Genomic DNA, 24,647 nt, shown 5'->3' on the forward strand with positions numbered 1-24,647 from the left:
GCCATTACTGACCGAAATCTCGGGCGACGTCGCGGGACGAGTCAGTCGGCCATGTCCTGGGCCGTGTATCCCAAGAGGCCAATCTTGAACAATGGGGCCAGTATCTGTTCGAGATACCACGGCAGGTCCGTCATCTCCTCGGCCACCGTGTGAGACTTCCTGTAGATTGAAGGTGTGAAAGAGGCCTCCCTTCTTCCAGGGAAGAGGAGAAGCAACCCTCCGGTCTCAGCTCCCGGGTGGTACACGGAAAACCCGATACTCTGCTGCTCACGTTCGGATGAGTCAAGAGTGCCGATGATCTGTCCAAGCGTTTCTGGCGGCGCGCTCGACCAGTCCAGGTCGCCGTCCTCATCCTGGATGGCGTACGAGATCCCGCGAGGCTCGGCCGGTGACCATCCGGACTCCGACAAGGCGCGCAAAATGAGGGAAGCCGTGACCGGCGCCTGGAATGTGAAGTCGATGTCTGCCGTTCGGGACATCTATCCCGCCTCCTTCGAGATCACGCGCCACACATAGTTTTTCTTGTTGAGCCACTTGACGATGTTTTCCGGGATCGGCTTCTCGGAGATGAGCGAGAACCTCCTGCCGCCCTCTTCGGCGATGCGGCGCGCGTCACCGAGGTTTGACTTGAACTTCTCCATCACCTTCGGATTCTCGTTCGCGAGGTCCCAGTATCTGCCGGACTTGGCCTCGTACCATACTTCGACTCCGTCGTCTCCCGGGTAAGCTCCGTCGAACTCGCGTCCCCCTTCCCTGAAGGATCCGCGACCGCCCAGCTTCTCCTGCACGTGGTCCTCGTACTCCTTACCGCGCCGCACCCTGCCCTGTCCTGACGTTTCAACCGGGCTTCCGGACCCCTCGGACTCCGGAGAACCCCCGCCCCCGTGCCCGGCTGCGCTCGCCGACATCAGGACGATGCCCAAGGTGCCGAAGGCCGCGGCGTGAATGACCGACGGGACGGTGACGAGGCCCGCTTCGGCTCCGGCGGTCGCCAGAGCGAGCCCGCCGCCGGATGGCAAGAGGGCGAGCAGCGCCATCAGGAGGAGAGCGAAGCCGAGATAGGCGAGGAAATTGTCGAGCGCCTCCAGCAGGTGGAGGTTCCGGATCAGCGGTTCATCCGGCTCCAGACCGTCCCGGAGGCGCAATAAGAGCACCGCTCCGGTGGTCAGTCCGCCCAGCGCCGTCCAGACCCGGAGCCGGGCGACCGCGAGCAGCTCCCCGTGGGGCACGGCGCGGGTCGCCTGCCATGTGCGCAGCAGCGCGATGAGCTGCCAGCCCATCCACAGCAGTCCGGCGACACCGAAAGCCATCAGGACGTACGGGCCGTTTCCCGAACCGAAACGCTCCTGGAGGGCGGCAGCGGCGGGGAAGGAGCCGGCACAAAGGAAGACAATCGCCGGGGCCGCGAGCCCGATGGAGATGAGGACGAACCACTTACGGCGCCGGTCCCGCACGGCGCCCGCCATTCCGCGTACGGCGCGGAAGTCCAGGTGCCGCCAGGCGTGTTCGTTGTCGGAGGCGTCGATCTGCCCCGCAGCCCAGACGACGCTGTGATGCAGGGCCTCGGCACCGGGGTACGCAGGACGAGCCGCGGCGTAGAGCCAGCGACCGCCGCATCCGGGCAAAGCGCAGCGCGATCAGCATCGTCCACGGCACCCGCCATCCCCCGTACGCCGCCAGCGCCGCCAAACCGGACCGGCCGGTCCGCTCGCCCCGGAGGAGGATGCCCGGCACGAGCCGCTTGCCGCACCGGATATGCCGTAGGTCGACGGCCACGGCGATGGCCAGGCACAGCAGCGGAACCGTCCACAGGACTCCGTCGAAGACATCCGCCCAGGCCCGCGCATCCCGGTCGGCGGGGCGCGCGGCGGCATAGTTGGTCAGCATGTGATGCGAAACGGCGGCCGCGACCGGCAGCGAGCTCAGCGCACGGACCCATCCGCGACCCCGCAGCAGCACACCCACACCCAGCGCGGTCAGAGCCGTATACACCAGATGGGGACTGGTCTCCGCGGCCGGGCTGAGATCCCCCAGCTCCAACGTGCCCGAGGGAGCGGGGAACCAGGCGGAGAGGATCTGCTCGGGCCCCGGAATATAGGGCGCCCTAAGGCTGTCGGGGATGGCCCAGCCGCCGGCGGGATGCGCGATCGCCCGGTCCGCGTCCAGCCCGAACCGGGCCACCGCCTCCAGCAGCCCGAACCCCGCCCCCAGCGCCGCGCCGAGCACCACGTAGTCCGTCATGCCCCACTGGCGCCGGATCCGGACGTTCCAGGCGACCAGCAACAGCGGTGCGAGCTTGATGAGCTCCTCGATGACCGGATCGACGGTATAGCCGGCCACCTCCACGACCTTCGCCAGCGGCTCACCCGTCAGATCCGCAACGCTCCGCGTGTACGCCAGCTCCAGCAACGCTGTCACGACACCACAGCCGTAGACACCGACCGCGATCGCCAGCAGCACCGTCGACACCCGTACCGACCTCGTAGGCGAGGCCAGAACCAGCAACTGCACCACGCCGTACACCGTCGCGGCCACCATGACCAACGCCACGCTCAGCCCCCCAACGGCCGTAGGACCAAAGCCGCGACGCTAAGGGGTAATGGGCAGCCGAGCAACCAAATAGCCCGGTGGCCGCGCGAGCCCGGTCAACTTTGAGCCGTCCGCCAGCTCCTTCCCACAGTCGCGCCGTGCCGCGTTGACCGACTACACCAGCACGAGCTGGCGACGATCTCCCTTTTGGTCGACGCGCTCACTAATTCAGCTAAAACGCCTGAATCGTCATCCGGACTTTGAAGTTAGGCCCGGAGGAGGCTCGGCTGCACCTTGCAGTTGGAACGAGGAGGCGCGATAGACGTGGATCTGTTCGGTCGTGGCGAGAACCGTACTTGAGGCGGTATGGCTATGCGGAGAGAAGGATCACGGAGGTCGTGCGGGCATCGGATCATTTGGGCGGTCCTTGGCGCTTCCGTAATGTTTGTCGTAGCGGCGTGCAATTCAGATGGGCCAACTGGCCGTGGAGGCGCCTCCGGCGCGGGTGCGGGTGATGCATCGAGTTCAAGGGCGCCAGTCTCGCCGTCTTCCCTGTCTGCGGTGGGGGCGGCGCGTCAGCAAGCAGTAGCAGCATACGTAGGCATGTGGCGGGACATGGCGGAGGCGGGAGAGACGTCGGACTGGCGGTCCCCGACGCTGTCGAGGTATGCCACCGGAGATGCGCTGTCGACGATCTCGCGAGGTATGTATGCCGACCACCTCAACGGATTCGTTTACAAGGGAAGGCCGAAAAACCACCCGAAGGTGACGTCGGTGGATCCGTCGAAGGATCCGAATACGGTGCTGATCTCCGACTGCGGGGACTCTACGCACTGGTTGAAGTATCGGGTCGATAACGGCAAGCTCGCCGACAATGAGCCTGGCGGACACCGGTCGATTACGGCCGAGGTCAAGCAGCAGTCGGATGGTAAGTGGAAGGTGACGCGCTTTGCCGTCGAGGGGATCGGCTCGTGTTAAAGCGAGGAGCGGTCGTGGCGGGGCTGTCGCTGGTGGCAGTGATGGCGGGCGCGGTCCCCGCTTGGTCGGATGATTCGTGGGGTTCTGTGGACTGCACACAGAACCCGCACCCCGGATGCGACTTGGGCGCGGGGAAGGGCCCGCAGAAGGAGAGCCCGGATCGTAGAGGGGGTGGCGAATCGCCTGAACGGGGAGGCGGAGGCGATAGCGGCGGCAGCCGTCGCAGGGAGGATCAGGAGAGCTCCAATCCTGACTTCAATCGGGCTGATTGCTCCTACCGGCGCAGTGACTACAAGCCGCTCGCGGACGCTCAATCGGTCTCCTACCAGGGGTCCCTCATTGGCGGTGTCCCTACGGCTCAGTCAGCGGTGTTCCACGCCCAGGCCCAGCTCCCGGTGGTTGGGCCGGTGGCCGGACCGAAGCCCGGTGAAGACGGGGCCTGGTACGTCTACAAGTGCGATGCGGGCGGTACACGTGACGCGCTCTACCGGCCTCCGGTGTGGATTCCCGAGGGACCACAGGACGATGGCGGCCCTCGGGTATCTCCGGCCGCGTTGGCGGAGCAGGCCCGCGGTCAGCTCCGGCTGCCCTCGCCGGAGATCAAGGCGAGCCCGGCGGAGCAGCAACTGGTGACCTTGCCGACGTGGCTGTGGTTGGAGCGCGGCGCGTGGCGGAAGGCGTCGGCGACGGCGTCGGTGCCGGGGGTGTCGGTGACCGCGGTGGCGCGGCCGACATCGGTGGTCTGGTCGATGGGCGATGGCGGTTCGAAAGTCTGCCATGGCCCTGGTACGTCGTACCGTCCGAGCGAGGCGTCCAAGGCGCGGCCGAACCCGAAGAGGCCGTCGCCGGATTGCGGTTATACCTACCGTTCGTCTTCAGCTGGGCAGCCGGATGACGCGTATCGGGTGTCGGCGACGGTGCACTGGTTGGTGACCTGGTCCGGAGCCGGCCAATCGGGCGTCTTCCCGGGCCTGACAACGACTTCGGCTGCTGCTTTCCGCGTTGCGGAAAGCCAGGCAGTCAACACCGACGACGAATGAGCCTGCTCTCCTCCTGCCGATGGAGGAGGGCGATAACACCCACATCTGTTTGTGATCACCGGGCTGTGCGGCTCGGTGCCGAATATCCCATGCCAGGAGGCGGTTGTGATGAGTACGCGAACGTATCTTCCTCCTCAAGCCCCGTTCCCAGAGGGCAACGACTCTGGACGGCGGCGCCCTGGGGCGAGCGAGGAACCGTCTCGGCTGGTCGGTGGTCGGTGGCGACGCCGGGTGTCGTATCTGCCGCTGGGAGTGCTTTTGGTACTGGGCTGTTCGGCGGGCGGCGTAGTGGTGGCCTTGAACCTTGGGCACCGGCAGACGGTGCTGGCGTTGGCGCACCCGGTCACGGTGGGGCAGACGCTGATGGAGCGGGACCTACGGGAAGTGAGCCTGGCCCGTGGCAGTGGGCTGGCAGCGATCTCCGCCGGGTTGACCGACCGGATCGTCGGGCGTCCGGCGGCTTACACGATGCCCAAGGGGACGTTGCTGACGGAGTCGGTGCTGGGCGAGCCGCAGGTCCCACCGCGGGGGAAGGCCGTGGTTGCCGTGGGGGTGAAGGAGGGGCGGTTTCCTGCGGGGCTGGAGCGGGGGAGCCGGGTTGCGGTGGTGCAGGTGCCGGAGCCTGCGGGGGATTCCACGGAGGCTCCATTACCGAAGCCGTCGTCCCCCGTGTGGTACGCGACGGTGGTCGCGGCGTGGGGCAGGGAGCGTGGGGAGACGGCCGTGGTGTCCTTGCAACTGGGCGAGGACGAGGCGCGCGAGGTGGCGGCTTCGCCGCCGGACAGCATCAGTGTGCTGCTGGTGCGCGGGGAAACGCTGTGACCCTGGTGGCCCTGTGCAGTCTGAAGGGTTCGCCTGGGGTGACGACCACGTGCGTGGCGCTGGGGGCCCGATGGCCGACCGGGGAGCGGCCGGTGGTGGTGGAGTGCGATCCTGCCGGAGGCGATCTGCTGGCCCGATTCCGCCTGGAGCTGTCACCGGGGCTGGTGAGTCTGGCCGTCGCGGCCCGCCGCTCTTCGCAGCCGGGCCTGGTGTGGCAGCACACCCAATGGCTCCCCGGCGGGCTCTCGGTGGTGGCCGGACCCGCGGGCGCCGCACAGGCGCGAGCGGCGCTGGGGGAGATCAGCGATGCCCAAGCGTCGGTACTGCGCCGGTCGGCCGACAGGCCCGACACCGCGGTGATCGCCGACTGCGGGCGTCTTGACCCCGATTCCCCGGCCATGGCCGTCGTACAGGCGGCCGACGTGATGCTGCTCCTGGCTCGGGCGCATGACGACGCTCTGGCTCATGTCGCGGTGAGGCTTGAGGAGGCGGCTTGTTGGTCGCGGCGCCCCTGTTTGGTGCTCGTCGGCGATGGCTGCTCGACGGCGGAGGTCTCCGGGGCGCTGGGGATCGAGGTTCTGGCGCGTATCCCGGAGGACGCGAAGGGCGCCGCGGCGTGCGGCGGGCTGCCTGGCCGGCGTGCGACGCCGACGCGTTCCGCTCTGGGGCAGGCCATCGTCGACATTGCCGCGCTGGTGTCCTCCCACGCCCGTTCCGAGCCCACCGCCTGGGGCGGACGTCGTCTGCCCCGGTTCGCCGCGATAGCGCGGTTCAGCCCGTCCACGCGGCGGGTGAGAGCTCCGGTGTCTTCGCCCAAGGAGGTGCGCTCCGATGACGCAACCGGGCGGTGAGCAGGCTGCCTGGCCTCCCCGAGGAGGGCAAGGGCAGCAGGACCAGGGGAGGGAACGGCACCGGGAACCGGGGGTGAGACTTCCTGGGCCGGCCGATCTGGTCGGCGCCGGAGTGCCTGTGGATTCTCCTGTGGAAAATCTGCGACGCACATTGCGCCGGGAGCTGGCTGCACGACTGTCCGAGCGCATCCGGGCTGATGAGGAAGCGGGTCGTCGGGAGGTCCCGTCGAGCGAGCGTCGCAGGCAGGCGGAGATGATCCTGGCCGAGGCAGCCGAGGAACACACCCGCATCCAGTTGAGCCGCGGTGGCACCGTGGTACCGCCGGAGACCGAACAGCAGATCATGGCCCAGGTAATGGACGAGGTCTTCGGTCTGGCCGGGCTGGAGCCGCTGCTGCGCAACCCGGAGATCGAGAACATCAACGTCACCGGCGACCGGGTCTTCGTCCGCTACGCCGACGGCCGCCGCGAGCAGCTGCCCGCTGTTACCGGGTCGGACACGGAGCTCATCGAGTTCATCCGCGATCTGGCCGCACGCTCCGGAGCGGAGGAACGGCGTTTCGACCGGGGGACGCCGGGGGTCAGTTTCCATTTGCCCGGCGGGGAGCGGGCCTTCGCCGTGATGGCGGTCACCCCTCGCCCGTCCCTGTCGATCCGACGACACCGCTTGGAGAAGGCCACGCTCGCCGAGCTGTGCGACCTGGGGACGGTCGACCAGACATTGGCATCGTTCCTCCGCGCCGTGGTCCGCGCGCGGAAGAACGTGTTGATCACTGGCGGGACGGTGATGGGGAAGACCACCATGCTGCGGGCTCTGGCCGGCGAAATCCCTTGGTGGGAGCGGCTGATCACGATCGAGGACACTTTCGAGCTCGGACTGGACGCCGACAGCCAGAAGCATCCGGACGTGGTGGCGATGCAGGCACGCGAGGCCAACGTCGAGGGCCAAGGAGCCATCACCCAAGCGGAACTGGTGCGATGGGCGCTGCGGATGTCTCCGGACCGCGTCATCGTCGGCGAGGTCCGCGGACCTGAGGTGATCCCGATGTGCAACGCGATGAGCCAGGGCAATGACGGCTCCATGGCCACCCTCCACGCATCCACCAGCCGCGGGGCCTTCACCAAACTGGCTGCCTACGCCGTCCAGGGCCCAGAGAAGCTCCCACTGGAGGCCACGAACCTCCTCCTCGCCTCCGCCCTTCACTTCGTGGTCCACCTGGATACCGGGCGTGGCGGAGGCCGGGTCGTCGCGTCGGTGAGGGAAGTGGTCGACGCCGATGACAAGCAGGTCGTGTCCAACGAAGTCTTCCGACCTGGTCCGGATGGTCGAGCGGTGCCCGGGGCACCGCTGCGCGCCGAGACGGAGGAAGACCTTGCCGCCGCCGGGTTCGAGGCAGGGCTGTTCAAGCGCCCGGAGGGGGTGTGGCGGTCATGAACGGCTACGTCGCCCTGCTGGGCCTGTGCGGACTCGGAGTGGCCACCGGCCTGATCGTGCTGGTTGGTGTCTGGCGCGGCAGTCTCCCGACCGGTGCCCGAACGGAGCGCCGACGCTCACGTCGCTCGGCGCGGCAGCCAGCGCGGACGCGGTGGTGGATGGCCGCGGCCGTCGCGGTCGGCGTACTGGCGGGGAGCGTCACCGGCTGGGTGGTCGGGGCGTTGCTGGCGGTGATGGCCACCTGGAGCGTGCCGCGCATCCTGGAGGCGACCAGGGCCGATCAGCAGCAGACCACCCGGATCGAGGGCATCGCCGGGTGGACCGAGATGCTCCGCGACACCCTCGCCGCCGCGGCTGGCCTGGAGCAGACCATCATGGCCACCGCTCACACCGCGCCGAAGGCCATCCGCCCCCACGTGCTGAGTCTGTCCGCCCGGCTTGCCGGCGGAGAACGCCTGACCGTCGCGCTGCGACGGTTGCAGGCGGACCTGGACGATCCGACCGCCGATCTGGTGATCGCCGCCCTCATGCTGGCCTCACAGCACCAGGCGCGGCAACTCACGTCTTTGCTGGGCGAGTTGGCCTCGACTGCCCGCGCGCAGGTCCGGATGCGCCAGCGGGTAGACGCCAGCCGCGCCCGGATGCGCACCACCGTCCGCGTGGTGGTGGCCACCACCCTGGTCTTCGCCGGGGGCATGGTTCTACTCAACTCGGAATTCCTCAGCCCGTACGACTCCGCCACCGGGCAGCTGATGCTGCTGCTGATCGGGGCGATCTTCACCGTCGGATTCGCCTGGCTGCGCCGGATGGCCCGGATCGAGGAGCCTGAACGATTCCTCACGGGACCAGGACCATGGGGCGACATCGTCGGCGAGCACCAGGGGGCCAGCCGGTGACTGTGCTGATCTTGCTCTCCGCCGGTGTGGGTGCGGGGTTGTGGGCACTGTGGGTGTGGCTCATCCCGCCCCGCCCGCCCCTGGACGCACTCGTCACCCGCCTGCGTACCGAACCCGACCCGCCCCCGATCGTCGTCCGTACCGGTGACGGCGGGTGGGCACAGCGCTTGGGGCGCCCCTTCGTCGAGGTCATGCGAATTCTGGGACTGCCCCAGAGCGCACTCAGCAGGGATCTCGCGATCACCGAGCGCTCGGCCGAGGTCCACCTCGCCGAAAAGGCGGCCCTGGCGCTGACCGGCCTGCTGCTGCCCACGCTGATCGAGCTGCTGCTGGCCCTCGGCGACCGTCCACTGCCGTGGACGATGCCTCTGGCCGGGGCGCTGGCATTGGCGGTGGGGGGCTTCCTCCTGCCGGACGCCATGGTGCGCTCCGAAGCCGCCAAACGCAGGACTGCCTTCCGCCACGCGCTCGGAGCCTTCCTGAACCTCGTCCACCTCCTGCTCGCCGGCGGCTCCGGCGTCGACGGAGCGCTCACCGACGCAGCCGGGGCAGGACACGGCTGGGCCTTCCAACAGCTGAGCCGCGCACTGGACCTCGCCCGACTCACCCGCACCTCCCCATGGCAGACCCTGGGACAACTCGGCGACGAACTGGAGATCAACGAGCTGTCCGAACTCGCCGCCGCACTCTCCCTGGCCGGCACCGAAGGAGCCAAGGTCCGGGCCTCACTCGCCGCCAAAGCCGCCGCGCTACGCCACCAAGGAGGCAGTGATGCCGAGGCCGCGGCGAACGCGGCCACCGAACGGATGACGCTGCCGGCGGCGCTCATGGCGGTCGGCTTCATCGTCTTCGTTTTCTACCCCGCCTTGACCAATGTCACCAGCTCGCTGTGAACCCAGCCCGACGCCGAGAAGGAGCCTGCCGTGCCTACGCCGCCAACCTCGATCACGACGCGCCTCGCAGCCCGGCTGCGCACTCTGGCCCGCGACGACCGCGGGTACACCTCGGAGACCGTGATCTGGATCGCGCTCCTCTCCGCACTCGCCCTGTCCGTCGGCGCGCTGATCGGTCCGGAGATCGTGGACGCCGCCCGCAACATACGCTTCAAGTAGGTCACGAACATGACAGTAATCGCGGCCCTCCGCTTGCCCGATCCGGTTGACCTCCTACCAAGCCGCCGCTTCCCGGAACGGCGCCGACTGCTGGAGCGGACCCGAGATGACCGCGGGGCGGTGACTACCGAGATCGTGCTCGTCCTCCCGCTGTTATTCACCCTTGTCTTGGTGATCGGGCAGGTCACCGTGTGGGCGCACGCCACCCACACGGCGCAGGCCACCGCCTCGCACGCCCTGTCCGCCACCCGCATGGAAGACGGCACCGCCCAGTCCGGCAGAACCGACGCCCAACACGTCCTGGACCAGCTCGGCCGCGGTCCGCTGCGCAGCGTCAAGGTCAGCGTGACCCGGGACGCCGACAGTGCCTCGGTGCGCGTGGAGGGAACCGGAACAAGTGTCGTGCCCTTCCTGCATCTGCCGGTTCACGCGGAATCGGCCGGGCCGTTGGAGAGGTTCCAGCCCGGCGACCAGGCCGCGCCATGAACCACCCCTTCGTACGTTGCCCTTCGTCACAGCACCGGCGTGGACTGATTGCCGCCCACCATGGAGACCGGGGATCAGCCACAGCCGAGCTCGTCCTGCTCATCCCGGTCCTGCTCCTGGCAGTGTGGTTCCTCGTCTACTGCTCGCGGCTACCCGACGCACGCCTGCGCCTTGAGGACGTGGCCCACCAAGCCACCCGCGCCGCAAGCCAGGCGCGCAGTCCGGCCACCGCCACCCGCCAGGCCCGCTCCACAGCCGCTGCGGCACTGGACCAGGCCGGGATCACCTGTCAGCCCCTCGCTGTGAACACCCGCGGCAATCTGCTACCCGGCTCGACGGTGACCGTCACCGTCGCCTGCACGGTAGACCTGCACGATCTCGCGCTCCTCCAACTTCCCGGAACGACGGTGCTCCAGGCCCGCTTCACCGCCCCGGTCGACGTCTACCGCGGCAGAACGGCTCGCGGCACATCGGAAACATCTCCCCACTCCGTACAGGAGAGCCCGTGAACCCCGATGGCCCCGTCTCCCGGCTACGTGACCTGGCCGATGACCGGGGACAGATCACGGTGTTCGTCGTCGTCATCACGGCACTCGTCGTGCTGTTCGCCGGTCTGGCCGTCGACGGCGGCTTGGCGCTCGCTGCGAAGATCCGCGCTCTGGGCGAAGCGCAGGAAGCCGCCCGCGCGGGAGCTCAGGCAATCGACCTGAGCGCCTACCGGGCCAACGGCACAGTACGACTCGAACCCGATCAGGCCCGCGCGTTGGCCCGCCGCTACCTCGCCGCCACTAACGACACGGGCACCGTGACGGCCACTGAGCAGATGGTGACCGTCGCCGTCACCGTGCGACAACCCACACAACTGCTCCAAGCGGCCGGCATCGAAGAACTGACCGTCACCAGCTCCGGCACCGCCCGACCCCGCCACGGCCTCAGCACCCCCGAACCCTAAGAGACCCCCATATGGTCCATGATGCTCACCACCAGCGGCTGCGCCGGTTCGGTCCCGTGGCCCGTGCCCTGTTGGCCGCACTCCTTCTCATGGTCCTTGCAGTCGGCATCCCCTGGGGCCTGGTGTGCTTCGCCGGCTGGCCACTGCCGGACCACCTGCCTACCTGGACCGAGATCCAAGACCTCCTGCTCACACCGTTGAGCGACTCGCTGCTGCTCAACATCCTGGCGTGCCTGCTCTGGCCCACATGGGCCGTCTTCGTCCTCGACGTCGCCCGCACCACTGTCGACAGCGTGCGCACCGCCGCGTGGCCCGAGATACGCCCGGCGGGCCTCGTGCACACTCTGGCCACCGCGCTCGTAGGAACGATTCTCCTGGCCCTGGCGACCAGCAGAGCCACCCCTCAGAGCATTCCCACCCACGCCACTACCGTGGTTGACCACACCGCGACCGCCACCAGCCCGACAGTCCCCACACAACCGGTATCGAGCGAGGCAGCAGAGAACCAGCGAGCAGCGCCGGGCAGGGCCGTGGTACGCCCGCCACACGATGGCGTCTATGACAGCTTGTGGCGCATCGCGGAGCGGGAACTGGGCGATGGGCGCCTCTGGCCGAAGATCTATGCCCTCAACGAGGGCCGTACGCAGCCAGACGGCCGAGCCCTGACCACGCCAGGTCTCATCCGGCCCGGCTGGATCCTCCATCTTCCCGACACACCCCGGCACCCTCGCCCCGGGCACGACGGTCAACCCATCCCCGGCAGCCCGAAACTCCCTCCGGCCCCTCACCCCACCGCGCCGGAGTCACCGAGCACCCAGCCCGCTCCTTCCACACAGCAAGGTTCCTCCCACGCCCCCGACGACCGAGCGCACCACAGCGGCCCCGGTACGGGCATCTCCTTGCCCACGGGGGCGTTCGTGAGCCTGGGCCTGGCCGCCTTGATCTCCGCCGCCTGGTTGTCGGTTCGGTGGCGCCGTCGTATGCATTACCGTGCCGGCAGCGGCGAGCGCGAGGACCTCACCGTCACGCCTGTCGTCCGCGCACTCCGCCTCGCCAACGACCAGGACCACCTCTCCTCCGTCTCCGACGCAGACACCGCCGACGTCACGTCCGAGGCGTCCGCGGACCCAACTCATCGAACGGCTCCGATCGGACGCCCTGCCCTGGCGGCGCTGCCAAGGCCAGAACGGCCTATCGCGGTGAAAGACGGCCGAGCGCTCGTCCTGGACCTGGCCCGCGCTCAAGGCCTCGGCCTGGTCGGCCCCGGCGCACTCGACGCTCTCCGCGCTCTGATCATCACCCTGCTCGCCGAACGACATGGACCTCAGCCGCCCCCGGACATCCTCATCCCCTCCCACGACGTCCACCTCCTGGTCGGCGAGAACGACAACCGCCAGCCGCGACTCAGCCGACTGCACATCGTCGACGACCTGGACACCGCCCTGGACACACTCGAATCCGAACTCCTCACCCGGGCTCGAGGAGACGCCGACACGACGACGAACACTTCGAACGCCAACGAACTCATACTGGTCGCCACACCCGTCCCGCATGCCCAGAGACGGATGCAAGCCATCCTCGACAACGGATCAAGCCTCGGCCTGTCAGGTGTACTCATCGGACAGTGGCGCCCCGGAGCAACCGCTCACGTCCGTACAGACGGCACTGTCGCCGCCACCAGCACACGATGGGCCAACACCCTCACAAACGCAAGGCTGTTCACCCTCCCACCTCCCGACAGCCAAGCCCTTATGAACTTGCTCAGCGAAGCCGAAGCAGACCCTTCGCCCCGCGAAACCCCTGCCATAACCCCACCGCACAACCGCGACTCACCCCACGACGAGACAACCACCGCCTCGCCAGAGGGCAACAGACCGTCGAGTCCGAAGCCACCCGACCGCGGCACCTCATCGTCGGAAAGCAACCCCAACCCACCGAGCATCGACAGCGCCGAACTCCTCGATACCCCGCCACCACCAACGTCATTGCCCGCACCCAGCAGCGACGCGTCCTCGACACCCGACACACATGCTCGACAACCACCGGCCGCCACACCCGCAGCACCACAGAACGCCACCGAGACGAGCGATCCTCCAGGCGGAGGGCCGCCACGGGAGAACCCGCGAGACCTTGTCGAGGGGAAACCACGCCACCCCCGGCCTGCTCGTGACATCACACCGGCCGACAGCGCACTGACGATCAACCTCCTCGGCAATCTCCAAGTGATCCATCACCACGGTGACCACCACCAAGACATCACCAGCGCTCTCGCACCCCGCCAGCGCGAAGTCCTGGCCTTCCTCGCCCTCCAGCGCAACGGAGCACGTCGCGAGACACTCACCGCGTCGCTGTGGCCGGACGCCCCCGCCGACCGCCCGTACAACGCTCTCCACGCCACACTGAGCCAACTACGCCGCGCACTGCGCACCGCGACCCAAGAGGCACTGGCCGAGGTGATCGTCCGCACGGACGGCCCCTACACCCTTGATCGTGACCGGGTCAGCGTCGACCTGTGGGAGCTGCACGACGTTCTCGACGCCACCGGCCCTGGCCACACCAACCAGCACCGCCTGGCCTCGGTGGAGCGCCTCGGCGATCTCTACCGAGGCGACCTCGCCGAAGACCTGACCGCTGAATGGATCGAGGCCCCTCGCGAAGCCCTGCGCCGCGACGTACTCGACGCCTTCGGCGCCCTGGCCCACACCATCGACGACACCGACCCGGAGCAGGCCCTCATCCTCCTGGAACATGCCCGCACACTCGACCGCTACAACGAGACCCTGTACCAGGACATCGCCCGTCTTCAGGCACACCTCGGCCAGCGTGATGCTGTCGCACGCACCCTTGCTCTACTCACCAGCACACTGGCTGAGCTGGGAGAAAGACCCAGCCAAGAAACAGTGTCACTGTGCGAGTTACTTCGCCGACGCGTTCCTTCTGCCGACTATCCCCGTGGTAGGACCAACTGGGGTCCACCGAGTACACGCCGGTGACTGGCGGCTTGTGCGTGGCGTCCTGACCATGGGAGCACCGGAGATCGTCATGCTGGTACGGGATGAGTCTGTCGACGAGCAACTTCGCTAGGCGCTGTGCTCATGGACGGTCCAAACCCGCTGAAACCCACTGAATTTGACCCTCTTGGCGCGGCTGATGTTGCCGGAGGCCATAGCTCTGTTCACGCGCCTGAGCGTCGTAGTGGGAGGTGCGAGGAGTGTGGAATCTGATTGTCTCGGCGTCGTCGCTGAGGTCCGTGAGGTATTTGCGGGCTTGCTGGGTGGTCCAGGAGCCGGTTGGGTTCTGAGAGAGCGGTAAGTGACGTGCTGCCCGTTTCGCGCTTGCCGCTGGGGCTGTCGGGCTGGTGGTGGCCTCTCCGGGTGGCTATGGCCGAGCGGTGGAATCGCACCTGGGGTGTGCTGAACTGCGGCATACGGTCATCTTCCCCGGTCGCAGTCGCCAAGCAGTAGCACGTCCGCGCACGCGCCGGCCGTCTTCCCTGCCGCAACCGCACGGAGGCGTTCAGCACGCCTGACCCACAAGCCCGTTGCGGTTTCGACTCGTGGCCCCCCTGCCGGGCGAAGCTGGTATCAGTAGTCCCATGGACCTTGTCTGGGCACGACTTTCCCTGTGCGTGATCGCTGCGGCGGTGATGAGCGGCTGTTCCGGTTCCTCCTCCGGCGAGGACGGCGGCAAGGACTCCGCCTCCGCACCGGTCCCGAGCCCGAGCGCCTCGTCCTTCCCCTTCCCCACCCTCACCCCCACGGGGAGCCCCTCACCGTCCGGCCAGGCACTGCCGGTCAGGGTCACGAAGACGTACCAGGGCTTCGTCTCCGGCCTCGACCAGGCGGAGAAGCTCCTGCCGCCCGACCCCGGTCTGGGCGCCTCGGCGACCGAGAAGGTGCTGTACTCACTCCGCCAGAAGACGCTGCTCATGACCCAGTTCAAGGGCCGGACGAGCGCGTGGTGCGCCGACGGCGGTGTGCAATTGGCGGCAGGGAAGAAGACGGAGTGCACCGTTAAATACGACGGGGTGAACGTCCACTGGACCATCTCCGTCCCCTCCACGTACCGGGAGAGCGACTTTCTTGTCGAGTACGGCGTCAGCGCCCACGGGACGACGGTGCTGAAGTCCGAGGCCGTGTACAGCCGGTTCTGGGACGGCTACCACGAGCCCGGCTGGGAGCTGCGCTGCGACCGGATGCCGGCGTTCAAGGTCGTGAAGGTGGGCGAGGACACCGGGTACGACTGCCAGTTCCTCAACCCTCACATGTCTCCCGCGGCCTGGCACAACGTGTCGGTCAGGATAAGCGAAACGGGCGTCGACTTCACCTGATCCGCAAACGCGGCCGGGGGGTGGTGACTCGGGCTCAGGGATGCGAAGCGAAGACCTCGACCGGACGCAGCAGCACTGAGAGAGCGGTAAGTGACGTGCTGCCCGTTTCGCGCTTGCCGCTGGGGCTGTCGGGCTGGTGGTGGCCTCTCCGGGTGGCTATGGCCGTGGCTGGGTGAACAATCCCTGCTCGGGCTCGATCAGGATCCCGCGTTCGACCAGCCGCTTGAGCTTCAGCCGGACGTTGTTGATGTTGCTGGGCGCGATCTCCAGATCCATCGCCTCGCAGACCGCCCGTGCCCGCAGCGGGGCGTCGGCCGCGGCGAACACCGCCATGATCTGCCGGTAGGCCGGATGGTCCGGCAGCTTCGCGGCCGGCGGCGTCGGCGGGGACGGATCAGGCAGCGCCAGCAGGTCTTGCGGGTGATGCGGACCTCCTAGGCGACCCGGTCGAACTCCTCCAATTGCGCGGAGAGTTCCGCGATGCGTCCCCGCGCGGCCTCGGCCTGCGCGGCGATCTCGCACTCTTGCTCCTTCAGGTGCGCCAGCACCGCTCCCAAGGTCAGCTCGCTGCCGTTCATGCGCCGCGCCAGGTGGGGGTGGAGGTCGCGGTCAGCATCCGGGCCATCCCGTCGCTTATGGCCCAGTACACCCTCGACTCGGCGGAGGCGGGCCGGTGCTCGTAGTCCCGTACCAGCCTGCGGTGCAGCATCATGATCCCGTTCACCTGCTCCACCACCCACCTCTTGGACTGCGGGACGAACCCGCTGGCTGCCGGGTTGCGCTCGACGACTTCGACGTCGATGCCCACCTTCTGCCCGTGGTCGACGACGGCGGTCTTGAACCCCTGGTCCACCAGGGCCTTCTGCACCGTGCCGGTGTCGGCGGCGACCTTGTCCGGCAAGGCGATGCCGGCGGCGTTGTCGTGCGCGGACGCGGCCAGCACCACCACCGCGATCACCAGACCGAGAACATCAACTCCCAGGCCGCGCTTGCGGCCTGGGACTCTTTTGTCGCGTCCCTTCCAGTGGTGTCGGCGGGCACCCCGACGGCCGCGTGCAGGCTCTGGGTGTCGAGCACCACCAGGCTCGGGTCGGCCTAGCGCCCCCGGCTCTCGCGGACCTGCCAGCGCAGCAGGTCGTGGATGGTCTGGTCGGTGCCGTCGTCGCGCCACTTGTAGAAGTAGTACTTCACCGCTCCGACCGGGGGCAGGTCGTGGGGGAGGTAGTCCCACTGGCAGCCGGTACGGGACTGGTAGAGCAGGGCGTTGACGATCTCCCGCATCTCGTAGGCGCCTTGGTGACCGCTGACAGAGGGATGCCGGGCCTTCCAGGAGGCGATGACGGGCTCGATCAGGGCCCACCGCTCGTCAGATAAGTTGCTCTTGTAGGGCTGGCGGTCGCTCACGAAGAACACTCCAGCACGACAGGACTCCCCGTTCAGCCCCGATACGACTGTGCCACACGTTCCAGCGACAACAAACGCGGCATCATGTCACATACCACCCTCTGAGTGACGTGGACGATGTGCACCTGGCGGGTGCTGTGGGCTCGCGAGGACTGCGCGAATATAGACCGTAGGAAGGCTGTGTCGAGCGGGAAGGGGTTGGTGGCCCTGGTGGCCGAGGTCTGGGCTTTAGGGAAGGCGGGTCGGCCAAGCAACCATGGCGCGAATCTCGGAAGAGATGGGAAACTTATGTCCGGCATGCCGGAATTTGGGAAAGTGCTCTGCGAACCGCCTGCTGGCAGATAGACATGCAGGTCAGGGAGCCTGCTCCCCGCACCCGCGGGGATGGCCCCTGCGAGAACCGCGAAGTCGCCATCCGGCGGGCCTGCTCCCCGCACCCGCGGGGATGGCCCCGACCACGCCAGCATTCACGGCCACTGGGAACTCTGCTCCCCGCACCCGCGGGGATGGCCCCCTCGCGACACTCGTGGACAGCGGCGCCCTGTGCTGCTCCCCGCACCCCCGGGGATGGCCCCAACTTGAGAGGCATGAGGGTTCCGTTCGTTGTCTGCTCCCCGCACCCGCGGGGATGGCCCCGAGGAACCAAGCGATGGCACTTTCGCCTTCCTCTGCTCCCCGCACCCGCGGGGATGGCCCCGTCTCCGGGTCCGGCACCGGCTCCATACGGTCCTGCTCCCCGCACCCGCGGGGATGGCCCCACGGCCGGGCCGAACTTCGGGCACATCCTGCCCTGCTCCCCGCACCCGCGGGGATGGCCCCACAAAGGGGCGGTCTGCCAGATGCGACAGACCCTGCTCCCCGTACCCGCGGGGATGGTCCCGTGGCAGTGCCGTGTCCCGTCACGGACATCTCCTGCTCCCCGTACCCGCGGGGATGGCTCCGAAGGGGTGACGCGCTTCCTGCGACGTCTCGAGTTCTCCCCGCACTCGCGTGGATGGTCCCTGCGGACACCCAGAGTCTGGTCGTCGGCACGTCTGCTCCCCGCCACCTGCGGGGATAGTTCCGCCTATGGCCAGAACCAGGCGACGAGTGGCAGTCTCGCGGCGGAGGGCTCGGTAATGGATGTGGGCGGCGCGGGGCGAGATCTGCGGTTGGTGTGAGTCATGCTCGGTGTGGGTGGAGGGGAAGTTCCGCTTGGGAACGGCGTGCGGTAAGCCTGGCCACACGGGACGTCCAGCTGTTTGACGCGGACGCTGCCTCTATCGGTACGCCTTGCTGGCGCGCTGGTGGCGAGTGTCACCACCTTGCGCCTCACTGGCCCCAGACCGTCGTAGGCCCTCGCTCCTGGCGTTCATGCTGATCAATACCAGGATGCAGAGCGGTGGGGGCGTCGCTCAGGTCGGGGTTCCCGTTCGCCGCTAGCTTCCGCGAGGTCTGCTCCGGGTCCTAGCCCCTTACCGTGCCCGAGGTCAGCGCCGTGATCTCGCACTGATACATCGTGACGATACGGGGCCGCGTTCTCCAGGCTGCTGTCCGCCTTCGCCCGCAGCGCCGGGTTGGCCGTCAGGTGCAGCCGGCCGGTCCGAGATTCGATCCGACTGTTTCTTGACTACTGTTCCCTGTGACCGGCTTGCTGGGCGCGACTCACAAGGTCCGCATGATGTTTGGGCCACTCCGTCAGCGGGGTGAGAGCTGTCAGCAACTCGTTGGCAGCCGACGTCAATTGGTAGCGGGCACGGTAGGGAAATGTGGGCTCGCGGTGACGCTCGACGAGCTCCTCCCGCTCCAGGCGCCTTAGGGTCCGGTTCAACACACTTTCTTGGAGATAGAGGTGCCGAGTCTCTGACCAGCCGTCTTCGTGGGTCTCTTCTCGGATGGTGCTCAGTAATCCGGTGTACTGTTTGGGGCCTTCTGCCAGTGCCACCAGGACGTCGGGTATCCACTCTCCGTTGAGAATATGGAGGGCGTGGCGCAGGTTTAAGGTGAATATGTGGTCTCTGGGCTTCGCGCCCGTGCTTGAGGTGACCTCTGCGCTATTCGTTTCTGGGCGTCGGCGGTGCTCGCTGCGGGACATTCGTGCCTTCCACGCTAATGGTTGCTGTTGGGGCGCCTTGGACGACCGAGTCCCCATGCTGACCAGGTGGAGGGCGAGGCAGAGGAACCTGGGACTGGTCGACCACGGCTCATCAGGACAGGGCGGGACAGTCCAGTGTGGGCCCGGAGGGGCGGTGAGAGAATAGCTGGGGACAACGACGAACCAGCCTTTGCCGAGTGCGCGACTCCCCGGTGCGCTCCAATGGTGAGCTGTGGAACGCCGAACCAGGAAGTATAGGTGTGGTTCTCTTCCTTCCAGGTCTGCGATAACCGGGCCCGGTGTACATTGAATCTGGTGGCGGAGGACGTCAAGCACCTGGTATCCAATTTCGGCTGACGTGCGAATCGCGTCCCACCACAAGCCTGTCGCAATGGCCTCACGTCTTCCTGCCCGCGGAATCCACGTGGGCAGCCACTGGCGGATGCCGTTCATTGTTCTGTATGGGCGAGTTGGTCGAGTACGGCGGTGAGGTCGGCGTGAAGCCGGTGAGCCGACTCGGACGACAACACCAGTGAACGCGGGGCGTAGGGGGTTGCCTTCAGGTAGCGGGTGAGCGGAATGCACACCTCACCGTCGGCCAGTTGGTGCACCTCCTCGACCCTGGGATCACGCTCGCGGTGGGACGCCGCGGCTTGCGAGCCGGCAATGCAGATCTGATTGCCTCCGCTGCGCTTGGCATCGCGCAATGCCACGTCGCACTCCAGCAGCAGCTCGGACAGGTCGCCGGGGATCAGGTCGGTGCAGGCGGCCACACCCATGGACACGGTCCATCCGGTAATGGTCACGGCCGACTCGCAACTGGTCATGGCAGGTACCGACAGGCTGCTTATGTGGACCTGGATGCTCCGGGCGACCGCCAGGGCGGCCTCCAGATTGGTGTCGGGCAGCAGAATGAGGAACTCGTCGCCGGTGTGCCCGCCGTAGCGGCCGACGATGCCTCGTTCGCCGCTGTGGTGGCGTAGCGCTGTCGCCGCGGCGCGGAGTACGGCGTCTCCGGCAGGGTGCCCGTACAGGTCGTTGATGTCCTTGAAACGGTCGAGATCGACCAGGATCAAGGACAGGGGCCAGGGCTTGTGGCGTGCTTGGAGCAGTGCCTGCGAGGCGTCGTGGTCCCACCGGCGCCGGTCCAGGACGCCGGTGAGTTCGTCGGTCAAAGGGGTCTGGCATGCCGGGCAGCGGGATTCAGTTCTGTGCGCAGGTTGCTCCTGCTGCGTGTCACCTCTGGGTAAGCCGTCCGGCGGTGGAGGGGGCTGGGGGAGTGGTCGGGGGGTGGCAATCATCGGTTTCTCCCTGCGCGGGAGCGCTGGGACTCACGGACGGCGGCTCTCGCTGGATTTCAGCGGCCCCTGGTCGGGTCGGCCGTCTGGCATTGCGCTCTGGCTGGTCCCCCGTGCTCAGCCGGCGTGAACGTGGCTGACTCGGTCATCGACTGGTGACCGAGCGCCCCGCTGTGAGTCCTCGGTGCTCCTGCGCATGACATAGATCAATTGCAGGTTGACTGGCCGGATGTATTGTTCAACCAGTAGTTGATGAGTGGCGGTGCGTGAGTCTAGACTCTGATCCGCCAGGGCTGTCAACCAGTGGTTGAAAACTGGGAGTTCGAGACAGCTCCGGCACAACGCGGTGGAGGTGAGGGCCCCATGTCCGATGCCGAGCCGAGCGCGACTCTGGCCGAGAAACTGAACCGCCTGTTCGACAGCATCCGTCCGGATGGTCCGAAGGGGCGCGCATACACCAATGGTGAGGTAGCCGAAGCCGTCAAGCAGGCGAACCCCAGCATCCGGGTCGGAGGTGCATACCTCTCGGCGCTGAGGACCGGAGCGAAGAAGAAGCCTTCCTCCGAACTGCTCACGGCTCTGGCGCGTTTCTTCGGTGTCCCGACGGCTTACCTGCTCGACGAGGTCACCGCAGCACAGACCGACGCCGAGATCGAACTCGCCAAGGTCGCCCACAACCTGGGTGTACGGCAACTCGCCCTACGGGCATTGGAGTTGACTCCCGAGGGCCTCGCGGCGGTGACAAAGATCGTCGAGCACGTACTGGAGACTGACGGGACTCCGCCAAAGCCACCTGAAACGAAGGACTGAGCATGTGAACCAGGCGAGGCCGGGGGGCGTGGATGCTCATCGTGGTCTGGAACACGACCAACCAACCGCGGCACGGTGATCCGATGGACCTGAAGACAATGCGCCGTAGTTGTAAGGCGCTCGTCCGGGATCTCGACCTCCCTGTCCCCGCGGAGCCTGACCAGGTGGTGGCCGCCTTATGTGGGCGCATGAGGCAGCGGCTCGGCCGAGCCGTACATCATCGGCTCGTCTCTTTTCCCCCGGACACAGTCAGCGGCTTATGGGTGGCCACAGACAGTGCCCACTACATACTTTGCGAGAAAGACACCAGTCCGTGGCATCAACTCCTCATCACCTGCCATGAGTTTTGGCATATGGAAGCGGATCACGAGGCCACGCTGGCGGTCGGCGACGCCTCCACTCGTTTGGTGTTCCCTTCGTTGGACCCCGACACAGTGGCCCGCATCGTTGCCTCCAGGACTCATTGCAGCAGCGAGGCGGAGCAGGAGGCGGACTTCTTCGCCTCGTTGCTGATGGCCAAGGTGAGCCGCTGGTTGCCGAACGAGATCTGGACTGCGCCTGAATCGCCCGCAACGGCAGAGGTAGTCCGTCGGCTTGAAACTTCCTTGGGACACGCCCCAGATGAGGGGGAAGAATGAGCAATCCGAACGCCGTTTTATGGACCTGCTCGTTAGTCGGCTGGCTCGGGCTGTGCTTCAAACTCCGCGATCTGAGACAAGCACCGCATAACCCATTGCGGCGAGCTGTGTGCATCATGCTTGCCCTCGCATCCATGTCGATGTTCAGCGCGGCTCCTGCCTCGATAGCTTTCATCAACAGGACCACCGGTACGTCTAATCTGGCCGCCCTGTTCGTATATGCGATCATCGTCGCGTTCAGTGCCTCGGCCCGTGTCACACTCGCCTATTGGCTGCACCCCTTGGATCGTGCACGGGGCGCCGCACGTCGGTGGACCGTGGCGTACGCCATCCTGATCGCTGTGCTGATCGCTCTCTTCGCAGCAGGAGAGGCACCCATCGAGCGCCGCGTGGACTTCGACACTTACTACTCCAGCACAGTCTTCATCCGCGAATTCATTCTCCTATACCTCATCGCCCTGGCCGTCGCTGACATTGCCTTGATGGGGCTCTGCTGGAAGTGGGCCGCGCTGGCCGGCCGACCCTGGCTGCGCCGCGGGTTAAAGTTAAACGCCGTTGGCGCAAGTTGCGGCCTAACCTTCAGCCTTGCCAAACTCGTCGCGGTGATCGCCCGTTGGTACGGCACGGACTGGGACGGGTTGAGCACCCATGTAGCTCCCCTGTTTGCGGCACCAGCCACCGTATGCATGGCTATCGGCCTCGTACTGCCGTCACGAGGCCAGCATCTGACGCACATGCGCACCCGAGTCAGCCGGCGTGGCGCCTATCGAGCGCTGTATCCGCTGTGGAGCGCCCTGCGCCAGGCCACCCCAGCCATCGTGCCGACAGGACGCATCCCGCGGGGCAATTTCGAGCTGCGCCTCGTCCGGCGCTTGGCAGAGATCAACGATGGCCGTCTCGCGCTGCGCTCCTCCGTTGACCCACAGGTCAAGGACCTCGCCATGCGCCTCGGCAGAGAAGCCGGCCTTTCCGGCTCCGAACTCCGCGCGGTTGTAGAAGCGGCTCGCATTAAGGCCGCCGTCGAGGACAAGGCGCAGCACATCAAGTTTCCACCGGACACGGCGACGGACGACCCACAAGGCGGGGCCGATGGGATCGGTGAACTGGCCTGGCTGGTGGAGGTCTCGCGCGCCTTTGCGAACTCTCCAGTCGTCCGCGACGTACTCATCCAACTCCGAAAGGCGAGAGAGGAAGGTTCGCTCAACCCGACCCGGAAGGAATAACGAGTTTGCTGCTATGGACGGAGACACCAGCCTCATGCGCACACCCGCACACGCTGTCGTCCTCGGCGGAGGGCTGGCCGGCACACTGGCCGCCGCGGCGCTGTCCAGCCACATGGACAAGGTCACCATCGTCGAGCGCTATCACCTGCCCGACGGCCCAGGAACCCGCAGAGGAGTCCCGCAGGCCCGTCACGCTCATCTGATGTGGTCAGGAGGCGCCCGTGCCATCGAATCACTCCTACCCGGCACCATCCGACGATGGACCGTGGCCGGCGCCCGACAGATCGGAGTACCCAGCGGCCTGGTCTCCCTGACCGCTCAAGGGTGGCTGCGACGCGGCCCGCGGATGCAATTCATCATCATCTGTAGCCGCGACCTCCTCGACTGGGTGGTACGCAAAGAGGTACTCGCCAACGACCGGATCACTATGGCTCCTCCCGCCCAGGCCGTAGCACTCCTCGGTAGCCCCGCTCGCGTCACCGGCGTACGAGTACGCGACGAGCAGAGCGGCCAGGAGACGGAACTCGAGGCCGACTTCATCGTCGACGCCACCGGCCGCACGTCACAGGCCAGCTCGTGGCTGGCCAATCTCGGACTCACCGCACCAGCCGAAGAGACGGTCGACTCCGGCCTCACCTACGCAACCAGGATCTTCCAAGCCCCGAAAGGGACGCCGACCGACTTCCCCCTCATCAACGTCCAGGCCGACCACCTAGCGGCGCGCCCCGGACAATCTGCCACCCTCATCCCCATCGAAAACCGCCGATGGCTGGTCACTCTCTCCGGCACCCGGGGCGGTGAGCCTCCCACCGAGGCATCCCGCTTCGTCGACTTCGCACGCGGCGTGCGCCACCCCATCGTCGGCGACCTGATCGCCCGTGCACGCCCTGACAGCCCCGTTTACGGCTCCCATAGCACTGCAAACCGTCGACGGCACTTCGAACGGCTTCCCCACTGGCCGGACGGATTCATCGTCCTCGGCGATGCCGTCGCCACTTACAACCCGATCTATGGCCACGGCATGTCCGTCGCCGCCCGCAGCGCAGCTGCACTCCACCATGGACTGGCACGGCACGGCATGCGTTCTGGAGCCGCCCGCCGCATCCAGCGAACCATCGCAGGCACCACCGACGGCGCGTGGACGACAGCAACCAGCCAGGACGTGCTCTACCCCCAAGCCATCGGCGCACCCCCCACCATGGCGGCGCGCCTCATGCAGCGCTACGTGGACCGGCTCGTCAAGACTGCGAGCGACCGTCCCGCGGCCGCAGCAGCCTTTTACGGCGCCTTCGCCCTTTCCAAACCGATGGCGCAGCTGCTGTCCCCGAAGGCAGCCCTGGCCACCCTCCTCGGCCCTACCCGGCCCGCGCTTTCTGCCCCTCCCCTGAGCGACGAATTACTCTTCTTCGCGAGGCCTTCCTCCTCAAGCGAATAGTGCAATCAGATACCGGGCGAAAGATATGGAAGATGGGCCCGGTTCGCTTGCTGAATATTTTCCCACACAGTGAGTCAGCCCTGCCCTGATTTGCTGGTTTCGAGTTGCCGATCTGGTTTCCAGTCTGCCCGCCAATCGGACTTCCAATCCCCCTTCCTTCTAGATCGGTAGCCCCCTCGGCTTGCCTTGGCGCAGGTCGGGGCGCTGTGGCCCCTACCAGTGCTACCCGCAACTCGATACCCAGGGGTACTGAGGGAGACGGGTGGGGGTGACCGTGGGATGGTGGCAAAATAAGTATTTCCTGGAATTGCGTGGTGGTGATTATTTGCGTTTT

The 24,647-nt window shown here is 67.0% G+C and carries 24 protein-coding genes, 1 pseudogene and 1 CRISPR repeat array; of the genes and pseudogenes, 16 read left to right on the top strand and 9 right to left on the bottom strand.

What is annotated here, in order from left to right; genetic code table 11:
* Positions 1-41 precede the first annotated feature (41 nt).
* The 3 genes from ACFXB5_RS10685 to ACFXB5_RS10695 are packed head-to-tail and all read right to left on the bottom strand — an operon-like array spanning position 42 to position 2,550.
* Positions 42-479 (bottom strand): hypothetical protein, encoded by a 438-nt coding sequence (locus ACFXB5_RS10685; RefSeq protein WP_385205135.1) that lies wholly within the window; start codon positions 477-479, stop codon positions 42-44.
* A complete protein-coding gene (locus ACFXB5_RS10690) occupies positions 480-1,466 on the bottom strand; it encodes a hypothetical protein (protein ID WP_385205138.1) in 987 nt (328 codons plus the stop codon).
* Positions 1,435-2,550: a PrsW family glutamic-type intramembrane protease gene (locus tag ACFXB5_RS10695; RefSeq protein ID WP_385205140.1), complete on the bottom strand. Its 1,116-nt coding sequence runs from the start codon at positions 2,548-2,550 to the stop codon at positions 1,435-1,437. The genes ACFXB5_RS10690 and ACFXB5_RS10695 overlap by 32 nt, the downstream gene beginning before the upstream one ends.
* A gap of 582 nt (positions 2,551-3,132) precedes the next feature.
* Here ACFXB5_RS10695 and ACFXB5_RS10700 point away from each other — a divergent pair.
* Positions 3,133-3,507, top strand: a complete 375-nt coding sequence (locus tag ACFXB5_RS10700) for a hypothetical protein (RefSeq protein ID WP_385205143.1) — start codon at positions 3,133-3,135, stop codon at positions 3,505-3,507.
* 574 nt (positions 3,508-4,081) lie between these two features.
* On the opposite strand, the gene ACFXB5_RS10705 is transcribed toward ACFXB5_RS10700, so the two are convergent.
* Complete coding sequence (locus ACFXB5_RS10705; RefSeq protein WP_385205146.1) at positions 4,082-4,324, bottom strand: hypothetical protein; 243 nt, start codon at positions 4,322-4,324, stop codon at positions 4,082-4,084.
* Positions 4,325-4,778: 454 nt separating this feature from the next.
* Between ACFXB5_RS10705 and ACFXB5_RS10710 the strand changes: the two genes are divergently transcribed.
* The 11 genes from ACFXB5_RS10710 to ACFXB5_RS10760 all read left to right on the top strand — a co-directional run bounded on the left by ACFXB5_RS10710 (position 4,779) and on the right by ACFXB5_RS10760 (position 15,431).
* Complete coding sequence (locus ACFXB5_RS10710) at positions 4,779-5,369, top strand: hypothetical protein (protein ID WP_385205148.1); 591 nt, start codon at positions 4,779-4,781, stop codon at positions 5,367-5,369.
* 38 nt (positions 5,370-5,407) lie between these two features.
* Complete coding sequence (locus tag ACFXB5_RS10715; RefSeq protein WP_385205151.1) at positions 5,408-6,220, top strand: hypothetical protein; 813 nt, start codon at positions 5,408-5,410, stop codon at positions 6,218-6,220.
* Between the two features lie 130 nt (positions 6,221-6,350).
* Entirely contained in the window at positions 6,351-7,655 is a 1,305-nt protein-coding gene (locus ACFXB5_RS10720; protein WP_385205154.1) for a CpaF family protein, read from the top strand.
* Positions 7,652-8,551 carry a type II secretion system F family protein gene (locus tag ACFXB5_RS10725; protein WP_385205156.1) on the top strand — a complete coding sequence of 300 codons (900 nt, stop codon included), beginning with the start codon at positions 7,652-7,654 and terminating at the stop codon, positions 8,549-8,551. Before ACFXB5_RS10720 ends, ACFXB5_RS10725 begins: the two co-directional genes overlap by 4 nt.
* Positions 8,548-9,444: a type II secretion system F family protein gene (locus ACFXB5_RS10730; protein ID WP_385205159.1), complete on the top strand. Its 897-nt coding sequence runs from the start codon at positions 8,548-8,550 to the stop codon at positions 9,442-9,444. Before ACFXB5_RS10725 ends, ACFXB5_RS10730 begins: the two co-directional genes overlap by 4 nt.
* Before the next feature lie 30 nt (positions 9,445-9,474).
* Positions 9,475-9,663: a hypothetical protein gene (locus ACFXB5_RS10735; RefSeq protein ID WP_385205161.1), complete on the top strand. Its 189-nt coding sequence runs from the start codon at positions 9,475-9,477 to the stop codon at positions 9,661-9,663.
* Positions 9,664-9,783: 120 nt separating this feature from the next.
* Positions 9,784-10,149 (top strand): TadE/TadG family type IV pilus assembly protein, encoded by a 366-nt coding sequence (locus tag ACFXB5_RS10740; protein ID WP_385205164.1) that lies wholly within the window; start codon positions 9,784-9,786, stop codon positions 10,147-10,149.
* Positions 10,146-10,658, top strand: a complete 513-nt coding sequence (locus tag ACFXB5_RS10745) for a TadE/TadG family type IV pilus assembly protein (RefSeq protein ID WP_385205167.1) — start codon at positions 10,146-10,148, stop codon at positions 10,656-10,658. The genes ACFXB5_RS10740 and ACFXB5_RS10745 overlap by 4 nt, the downstream gene beginning before the upstream one ends.
* The gene (locus ACFXB5_RS10750; RefSeq protein WP_385205169.1) at positions 10,655-11,101 is read left to right on the top strand and encodes a TadE/TadG family type IV pilus assembly protein; all 447 of its coding nucleotides are present in this window, start codon (positions 10,655-10,657) and stop codon (positions 11,099-11,101) included. Before ACFXB5_RS10745 ends, ACFXB5_RS10750 begins: the two co-directional genes overlap by 4 nt.
* Positions 11,102-11,190: 89 nt before the next feature.
* Entirely contained in the window at positions 11,191-14,094 is a 2,904-nt protein-coding gene (locus ACFXB5_RS10755) for a hypothetical protein (RefSeq protein ID WP_385205172.1), read from the top strand.
* Between the two features lie 602 nt (positions 14,095-14,696).
* The gene (locus ACFXB5_RS10760; RefSeq protein ID WP_385205175.1) at positions 14,697-15,431 is read left to right on the top strand and encodes a hypothetical protein; all 735 of its coding nucleotides are present in this window, start codon (positions 14,697-14,699) and stop codon (positions 15,429-15,431) included.
* Positions 15,432-15,587: 156 nt separating this feature from the next.
* On the opposite strand, the gene ACFXB5_RS10765 is transcribed toward ACFXB5_RS10760, so the two are convergent.
* The 5 genes and pseudogenes from ACFXB5_RS10765 to ACFXB5_RS10785 form a co-directional block, all read right to left on the bottom strand.
* Positions 15,588-15,764 carry a hypothetical protein gene (locus ACFXB5_RS10765; RefSeq protein WP_020871798.1) on the bottom strand — a complete coding sequence of 59 codons (177 nt, stop codon included), beginning with the start codon at positions 15,762-15,764 and terminating at the stop codon, positions 15,588-15,590.
* Positions 15,765-15,865: 101 nt separating this feature from the next.
* Positions 15,866-16,009 (bottom strand): hypothetical protein, encoded by a 144-nt coding sequence (locus ACFXB5_RS10770; RefSeq protein ID WP_385205179.1) that lies wholly within the window; start codon positions 16,007-16,009, stop codon positions 15,866-15,868.
* Positions 16,006-16,835: pseudogene (locus tag ACFXB5_RS10775) on the bottom strand (IS5 family transposase). The gene ACFXB5_RS10770 and the pseudogene ACFXB5_RS10775 overlap by 4 nt, the downstream one beginning before the upstream one ends.
* 363 nt (positions 16,836-17,198) lie before the next feature.
* Positions 17,199-17,899: direct repeats of the CRISPR family, unit length 29 nt; unit sequence CTGCTCCCCGCACCCGCGGGGATGGCCCC.
* A 545-nt stretch (positions 17,900-18,444) separates the two neighbouring features.
* On the bottom strand, positions 18,445-19,362 hold the full coding sequence (locus tag ACFXB5_RS10780; RefSeq protein WP_385205182.1) for a winged helix-turn-helix transcriptional regulator: 918 nt from the start codon (positions 19,360-19,362) through the stop codon (positions 18,445-18,447).
* Positions 19,359-20,084, bottom strand: a complete 726-nt coding sequence (locus ACFXB5_RS10785) for a GGDEF domain-containing protein (protein ID WP_385205184.1) — start codon at positions 20,082-20,084, stop codon at positions 19,359-19,361. The genes ACFXB5_RS10780 and ACFXB5_RS10785 overlap by 4 nt, the downstream gene beginning before the upstream one ends.
* Before the next feature lie 486 nt (positions 20,085-20,570).
* Here ACFXB5_RS10785 and ACFXB5_RS10790 point away from each other — a divergent pair, with 486 nt between their 5' ends.
* From ACFXB5_RS10790 to ACFXB5_RS10805, 4 genes are read left to right on the top strand one after another with little or no spacing between them, the layout of a single operon-like run.
* Positions 20,571-21,017 (top strand): XRE family transcriptional regulator, encoded by a 447-nt coding sequence (locus ACFXB5_RS10790; protein WP_385205187.1) that lies wholly within the window; start codon positions 20,571-20,573, stop codon positions 21,015-21,017.
* Between the two features lie 32 nt (positions 21,018-21,049).
* Positions 21,050-21,655, top strand: coding sequence for a hypothetical protein (locus tag ACFXB5_RS10795; protein ID WP_385205190.1), 606 nt, complete (start codon positions 21,050-21,052; stop codon positions 21,653-21,655).
* The gene (locus ACFXB5_RS10800) at positions 21,652-22,878 is read left to right on the top strand and encodes an MAB_1171c family putative transporter (RefSeq protein WP_385205193.1); all 1,227 of its coding nucleotides are present in this window, start codon (positions 21,652-21,654) and stop codon (positions 22,876-22,878) included. The genes ACFXB5_RS10795 and ACFXB5_RS10800 overlap by 4 nt, the downstream gene beginning before the upstream one ends.
* Positions 22,879-22,912: 34 nt before the next feature.
* Positions 22,913-24,313, top strand: coding sequence for an NAD(P)/FAD-dependent oxidoreductase (locus ACFXB5_RS10805; RefSeq protein ID WP_385205196.1), 1,401 nt, complete (start codon positions 22,913-22,915; stop codon positions 24,311-24,313).
* The last annotated feature ends 334 nt before the right edge of the window (positions 24,314-24,647 follow it).

Origin of the sequence: Streptomyces sp. NPDC059455, assembly GCF_042750115.1 — a bacterium.
GTDB lineage: Bacteria > Actinomycetota > Actinomycetes > Streptomycetales > Streptomycetaceae > Streptomyces > Streptomyces endocoffeicus.